Raw genomic sequence first — 6,441 nt, 5'->3', positions numbered from 1 at the left:
TGACCCTAAAACAGGTGAAGTCGTAATCGGTAATATTAAAGACCAAGCAGAACAATGCTTAAATAATATTAAAGCTATTGTTGAAAGCATCGACCATGTTATGGATGATGTGGTGAAGATTAATGTTTTCGTTAAGAATATTTCTGATATTGAAGCTATCGATGAAGTTTACAAAAGCTTCTTTAACAACAGCCTGCCTACACGTACCGTTGTGGGTGTAGCTGCACTGCCAAACAGCGATGCGCTAGTGCAAATGGATGCTCTGATTTCTAACGGCGAAGGCACTAAACCACAAGCACCTTGCGCACTAGTTAAGGTATCAAGAAATACAGATAATGCACCTCAGAGTGCTGTATCGACGCAGACAGCGGCTTTTTCTCACTACAACAATCTTTCGGCTCAATTGCCTATCGATGTAAATACAGGTGAGTTGGTTTCAGGTGGTATCACAGAGCAAACGACACAATGTTTAGCAAACATTAAGACGATTTTAGAGAGTATCGGTCATGTCATGAATGATGTGGTTAAAACCACTATCTACCTTAAAAATGTTGAAGATGCAGAAAAGGTAAACGAAGTTTGCGCTAAGTTCTTCCCAAGTTACGTACCTGCGCGAACGGTTGTTAATGCCGCTGAACTACCAATGGGCGCTTTAATTCAAATCGATACATCCGTTGCACATGGCGACGGTACACCGCCACAATTACCAGAAGACACTCGTTTACTGGTTATTGAAGCGAATAATACTGTTGATGCGCCATTTATGTCTTATTCACACACCGTTGCTTTCTCTCACTACAATCATATTTCTGGTCAACTACCTGTAGATCCGAAAACCAATGAAGTGGTTGCTGGTGGTATAAAAGAACAAGCTGAACAGTGCCTACAAAATATTAAGGCGATAATCGAAAGTGTTGACCACAGCATGGACGATACGGTGAAAATTAATATTCAGCTTAAAGATGTTTCAGATATTGATGCGGTGAACGAGATCTACACGACGTTCTTTAATGCTGACTTACCGGCAAGAACGGTGGTAGGGGTTTCAGAGATTCCTATGAATGCTCTAATTCAAATTGATGCCGTCGTTTCTAACTGCGAAGGCACACCTCCACAAGACGTGGTTGCTTAAATCAATTGAACCCTTCTCGATAATATCGATCAGATCTCGGCTTTAGTTTCCAAACAGGGAGCAGATTCAACAGGCCGTGATCTGATCCGTTCACCTCATTACTCAAATCCATCGAAGCGACACACCTAAGCTTATCCCGTAAACATGGTATTTATAAGGTTGAAGTGTTTTAATAGGAAAAACAGACGCTTAACGTAATAAAGAAAACCAGCTTATGCAATTTCGAGTCATTTTACTGCTATGCCTTACCTTAATAGGGTGTTCGTCCAATCAAGAGTTGGTACCCGACCCAACAACCATCACGCTATTTTATGGTGATACATCCATTTCCACAGGTGTTTTAGAGGATAAAACATTCAATTCAGTCCTTGCCGATAGGGTTGAAAGCGTTACGTTTTCGGGCTCAATACGAAAGCAAGACTCTGGTTACTTCGTCGATATGTTAGTGATTCGAGAAAAGAAAGAGCCACGCTCAACTCGACAATTAAATACTTCGCTTATTATGAAGCCCGGAGAGTTAGTGGATATTGGCGGTGTGAATAACGATGTCTTCAGAGTCATTATTGAGTAGCAAGACAAACATGCAGATTAATTTGAATTTTCACTTTACCTCAACCTAACTTCAAGTCTTAAGCTTCTCTTACTCATTGAAAAGGAGCTTATTATGCAAAATAACTACGTAAAAGAACTTGCCGTCAAAACTTATCAAGAAGAGCTTCAGAAAGAGTACGTAAAATCTAAAGCTCGCCCATTTCATGCCCCAAGTTTTGTCGGAGGCATACTGTTGTCAGTCGTGTTGGTTGGCTTGTTTTAATTTATGCAGAATTTTTGATCTATTACCAACTCTCAACATCTCTATTTGCTGCGTTTTAATGCATACGGCACAATCGCTTAGGTTGAATTATGACGCCAATGTCGAGAGGAAGTATGGCAAGTCCTAGAGTTTTAAAGGCGCAGATTACTGATATTACGTGTGGCGAAAATGTCACTATCATCGAGCCATCTAATGTGTATGGTTGTGAGCTTAAAGATGATGTGTTCGTTGGCCCTTTTGTAGAAATTCAAAAGAACTCGGTTATCGGTGACAGAAGTAAGATTCAGTCTCATACCTTTATTTGTGAGTATGTGACGATCGGAAGTGACTGCTTTGTTGGGCACGGGGTGATGTTCGCGAATGACTTGTTTAAAGATGGCAAGCCAGATCCAAACCCAGACAGTTGGGGACGAACTGTTATCGCAAATAACGTTACCATCGGCTCCAATGCGACAGTGTTGTCTGTCAGCATTTGCGAAGGGGTGGTAATCGGCGCGGGCAGCGTGGTGACCAAAGACATCACCGAGAAAGGTATCTATGCAGGCAACCCTGCTAAGAAGTTAAGAGACCTACCTTAAATTCAGAATAGAAGCTGCGCTGTATGAATCATAAGGTGCGGCTTTTTAGTTAAGCGTTAGAGTATTAATCATGGATGTATTTTTGCATTTGCTTCATTCAAATGATGTTAGTGCTTTATTGGAATTTGAAGTCGAAAATAGAGAGTGGTTTGAGCAATTTGTCCCAGCTCGGGAAGACAGTTTCTATTCAAATGCGGGCGTTGCTGAGCAAGTCACGAGTTTTCTAACAGAGTATGGCAATGGCGAGATGATTCCTATGTTGATCAAAGACGCTAATGGCACTATTTGTGGGCGAATCAATGTTCGTGATATCGACCAGAACGCTGAAAGTGGAGAACTCGGTTATCGAGTCGGTCACACATTTGGTTCCAAAGGTATTGCGTCTAACGCAGTAAAGCAGTTTCTACTCTATTTGAAGGAACAGACCAACCTTAAATATGTTGATGCCTATGCGTTAGTGGGCAATATCGGTTCCAACAAAACCTTATCCAATACCGGTTTTGAATTGGTCGAGTATGTTGAGAGCTACGCGGTGTTTAAAGGAGAACATCAAGATGCCAATTATTATCGTAAGGTGTTAGCTGACTAGGTGACTATCAGTGCCTTATACATTAGAAGCTGGTAGCGTCCTTCTAGCCAGCTTCGAGTCTTTTTATTTCAAGGTTTAAGGTTACTTCTAGGTTTTGGCCATTTCTAGATTTACAGTTACTTCTGAGGTTTATTACGTTCGATTACGCTAATTGCGATCGCTAAAAACAGGATATCTTTCACTAGGAAGAAGTTAGTGACTAAGATGCCATCCGATACTTTCCAAGCGTTTGGCGTTGTAATTAGAAAGCTCAGTGTCACAACAAAGATAGCCGATGCAGCAATGCCTGAATAGAAAGCAATTGTCGGTTTCTTAAATCCAACGATCAGTCCAATCGCAACAATGATCTCCGCGCCACCCACCATGTTAGACACAGCTTGGACTGAGAACAGATTGTAAAGCCAGTTCATTGCAGGATGATTTGCGATTAGCGGTTCAATGAGCATCGCTTCAGTTGGTGTGAACTTGTAAATACCAATCCAAGCTAACACCAATGCTACGCCAACCACTCCAAGGTTATACCCCACATTACTCTGTTTTAAATCATAGGTTTGAACATGCATAAAAGTACTCCATTTAATAAAATCCTTGAATATGACCGCAAGAGTTCAGATTAAATTTCGCATTGAGAATAATAATTTAATATATTTATCTAGAGATTTGACACGTGGCGACTTATTGTCTCAATAGGGGCTTAAACGCTAGTGATGTTGAGAACCAAAGCAATGGGGAAGCGATAGTGCTGTTCAAAAGGTACCGCGAGTTTTCCAATTTTTGTTTTCAATATTCGCGATTTGGATTAGATTACGCTGATGTTCACCCTAATTATAAGAAGAGTATAACCAGTGAAAATTCATAGAATTAACCCGACCAAACGTTGGTCTGATGTAACTGTTTTTAACGGTATTGCAAGCTTTGTGGAAGTGGCAGAGACGGATACAACAGCAGGAATTAAGAGTCAGGTTCAGCAAATCTTCGAACAAGCCGAAGAAATGATGAGTTTGGTAGACAGCGACAAATCTCGCGTATTGTCGGTGACGATTTATCTAACAGATTTCGCAAACTTTGATGCATTGAATGAAGTGTGGGACTCGTGGTTCCCTGAAGGCAGCGCGCCAAGCCGTGCATGTGTCAAAGCTGAACTGGCAAACCCAGAGCTGTTGGTTGAGATGTCGTTTATGGTTGCTGCGGGTGAGAAGTTTCAATAAGCCGAACTATCGGTAGAAATAAGCTTCGTTAATACAAGTAACGAACAGATAAAACAAAGCCACTCAGGTGAATCACTTGAGTGGCTTTTTCGTTTTACACGCTAACCGATACTAAATCGGATTAGGTATTAAGCGATGCCTTGATCTCTTGCCATCTGTTTTGCGATCTTTGGTGCGTGCCATAAACACGGTAGCAAGATGAAGGATACAGGAACGGCTGTGATCACAATGAACGACTGTAGAGCAGAGATGCCGCCAGAGCCCATCGAGATAAGTGCAATAGCTACCGCACCCATGATGATACCCCAGAAGGTACGTACTGCTGCGTTCGGCTCTGTTGTGCCCGTCATTACTACACTGATTGTGTAAGTCATTGAGTCACCTGTCGTCACGATGAATGTGGTCGTCAGGATAAGGAACAGAATCGCAATCAGAGTAGGGAACGGCAGTTGCGCAGTAATTGCTAGAAGAACTGCTGGAAGGTTGAACCCTTCGAACGCGCTAGAAATCACACCTGGGTTCTCTAATTCAAACGCTAAACCACTACCACCAACGATGCTGAACCAGAAACACGTTACAAGCGGTGCAACGATGCTGATAGATACGATCATTTGGCGAATAGTGCGGCCACGAGAGATGCGAGCAATGAAGATAGCCATCATTGGACCGTAACCTAAGAACCACCCCCAGAAGAACACAGTCCAGCCACCTAGCCATGCTGTATCTTGGCGGTAAAGCGCCATTGGGATGAAGTTATCAATCATTTCACCCATGCCTTGTAGGTAACCGTCAACGATGAAGCTTGTTGGGCCTACTAGAAGGATGTAGCCGATTAGACACACAGACAAGATGATGTTGTAACGGCTAACCAGTTGGATTCCTTTGTTCACGCCACTTAATGCAGACAATGTGTACATAGCGATAGCAAAGATAATAACGACACTTTGAGTTGCAAAGCTGTCTGAAATACCAAACAGTTCGCTCAATGCGTAGCTGATTTGTAGACCAAGGAAACCGATAGGGCCGATAGTACCTGCGGCTACAGCAACAATGCTGCATGCGTCTACTACGTTACCCACCCAGCTGTTGATTGCCTTGTCGCCAAGTAGAGGGTAAAGCAGAGTGCGAGGCTTAAGAGGAAGGCCTTTGTCGTAATGCAGATGCATTAACACGATAGAAGACAAGCCACCTAAGATTGCCCATGCAAGGAAACCCCAATGCATGAAAGATTGTGATAGAGCGTTAAACGCCATCGCTTGTGGATCAGCGTTGCCATAAAGTGGCGGAGCCGAAACAAAGTGAGCAATAGGCTCTGCAGCTGCCCAGAACACACCGCCGCCAGCTAGCAGCGTACATAGGACGATAGACATCCATTTGAAGGTGGTCATTTCAGGTAGGGCAAGCGTTCCTAAGCGAACGTGGCCGGTGCGACCTAGTGCAAGCACTAAACCGATAATGAAGTTGAGAAGTAGTAGGACTTGCCAGAAAGCACCGAACCACTTAGTTGAGTAACTGAAGCCAATGTTAACAAGTTCGGACAACACGGAGGTGTTGGTAAAAGCGAGGATGACAAAGAGGGTTAAAAAACTGCCACTAAGCCAAAAGACTGGGTTTCCGAGTTCCAGTTTTTCACCCAGAGATTGAGCTTTATTGAAATCGATAGAAGTAGATTCTGCGTTGATGTTTTCGTTGGCGACTTGCGTCAAGTTGGACATTATTTCTTCGCTATATTTGGCTCTTTCAAGCCTATGTATTTCTCCCACACTTGCATGGAAATGTGAGGTTCGTCAAAAAAGCCGCCGATACTAACACATTTGTTATCAAAAAGTGGGCGAATTCCCAAAAGAATCCCAAATCGCCTTTAAATCACTACTTTTTGGCTAGTTTTGATACGGATTTTTTTCTCAAATCCAAATCACATTTCCGATTTTTGAGATATTATTTTTTAGCTTTCCGAAATAAATTAATATTAGTTGTTGGTGCAAAATAAGTGTCGACTCATTGCATGCTATAAACAAATTAATGCGAGTCATTTTATAAATACTGAATATTTTAGGTGTTTAATTGGCGCTGTTACCTACAGTTGTTTTGCGAAGAGATTTAAGTGGTGAAGAAAGTGC

Annotated in this window: 8 protein-coding genes; 6 read left to right on the top strand and 2 right to left on the bottom strand. The window is 42.4% G+C overall.

The features are described from left to right. The 5 genes from A142_RS13815 to A142_RS13800 all read left to right on the top strand — a co-directional run. A partial coding sequence (locus A142_RS13815; RefSeq protein WP_019822001.1) for a RidA family protein occupies nucleotides 1-1,132 on the top strand: 1,132 nt, incomplete at its 5' end. A gap of 214 nt (nucleotides 1,133-1,346) precedes the next feature. Continuing rightward, nucleotides 1,347-1,703 (top strand): hypothetical protein, encoded by a 357-nt coding sequence (locus A142_RS13810; protein WP_019821999.1) that lies wholly within the window; start codon nucleotides 1,347-1,349, stop codon nucleotides 1,701-1,703. 93 nt (nucleotides 1,704-1,796) lie between these two features. Then, nucleotides 1,797-1,946, top strand: coding sequence for a hypothetical protein (locus tag A142_RS25175; RefSeq protein ID WP_017082068.1), 150 nt, complete (start codon nucleotides 1,797-1,799; stop codon nucleotides 1,944-1,946). Between the two features lie 113 nt (nucleotides 1,947-2,059). Beyond that, nucleotides 2,060-2,524, top strand: a complete 465-nt coding sequence (locus A142_RS13805) for an acyltransferase (RefSeq protein ID WP_017082069.1) — start codon at nucleotides 2,060-2,062, stop codon at nucleotides 2,522-2,524. Between the two features lie 70 nt (nucleotides 2,525-2,594). Continuing rightward, nucleotides 2,595-3,113, top strand: a complete 519-nt coding sequence (locus A142_RS13800) for a GNAT family N-acetyltransferase (protein WP_019821993.1) — start codon at nucleotides 2,595-2,597, stop codon at nucleotides 3,111-3,113. Between the two features lie 116 nt (nucleotides 3,114-3,229). Here the strand turns inward: A142_RS13800 and A142_RS13795 are convergent, their stop codons facing one another. Next, a complete protein-coding gene (locus A142_RS13795; protein ID WP_019821991.1) occupies nucleotides 3,230-3,676 on the bottom strand; it encodes a DUF417 family protein in 447 nt (148 codons plus the stop codon). A 282-nt stretch (nucleotides 3,677-3,958) separates the two neighbouring features. Here A142_RS13795 and A142_RS13790 point away from each other — a divergent pair, with 282 nt between their 5' ends. Next, a complete protein-coding gene (locus A142_RS13790; RefSeq protein ID WP_019821989.1) occupies nucleotides 3,959-4,321 on the top strand; it encodes a RidA family protein in 363 nt (120 codons plus the stop codon). A gap of 128 nt (nucleotides 4,322-4,449) precedes the next feature. Here the strand turns inward: A142_RS13790 and A142_RS13785 are convergent, their stop codons facing one another. Beyond that, entirely contained in the window at nucleotides 4,450-6,036 is a 1,587-nt protein-coding gene (locus A142_RS13785) for a BCCT family transporter (protein ID WP_029405430.1), read from the bottom strand. Nucleotides 6,037-6,441: the final 405 nt, after the last annotated feature.

The sequence above is a fragment of the Vibrio splendidus 12E03 genome, from assembly GCF_000272105.2.
In the GTDB taxonomy this organism is placed as follows: domain Bacteria; phylum Pseudomonadota; class Gammaproteobacteria; order Enterobacterales; family Vibrionaceae; genus Vibrio; species Vibrio splendidus_I.
The sequence above is the reverse complement of the archived record's forward strand: the minus strand, read 5'-3'. Positions and strand labels throughout refer to the sequence as shown.

What these genes read in the sequence shown, in the direction of transcription:
- A142_RS13810 (WP_019821999.1), top strand. Translation starts at nt 1,347, where the DNA reads ATGCAATTTCGAGTCATTTTACTGCTATGCCTTACCTTAATAGGGTGT.
- A142_RS25175 (WP_017082068.1), top strand. Translation starts at nt 1,797, where the DNA reads ATGCAAAATAACTACGTAAAAGAACTTGCCGTCAAAACTTATCAAGAA.
- A142_RS13805 (WP_017082069.1), top strand. Translation starts at nt 2,060, where the DNA reads ATGGCAAGTCCTAGAGTTTTAAAGGCGCAGATTACTGATATTACGTGT.
- A142_RS13800 (WP_019821993.1), top strand. Translation starts at nt 2,595, where the DNA reads ATGGATGTATTTTTGCATTTGCTTCATTCAAATGATGTTAGTGCTTTA.
- A142_RS13795 (WP_019821991.1), bottom strand. Translation starts at nt 3,676, where the DNA reads ATGCATGTTCAAACCTATGATTTAAAACAGAGTAATGTGGGGTATAAC.
- A142_RS13785 (WP_029405430.1), bottom strand. Translation starts at nt 6,036, where the DNA reads ATGTCCAACTTGACGCAAGTCGCCAACGAAAACATCAACGCAGAATCT.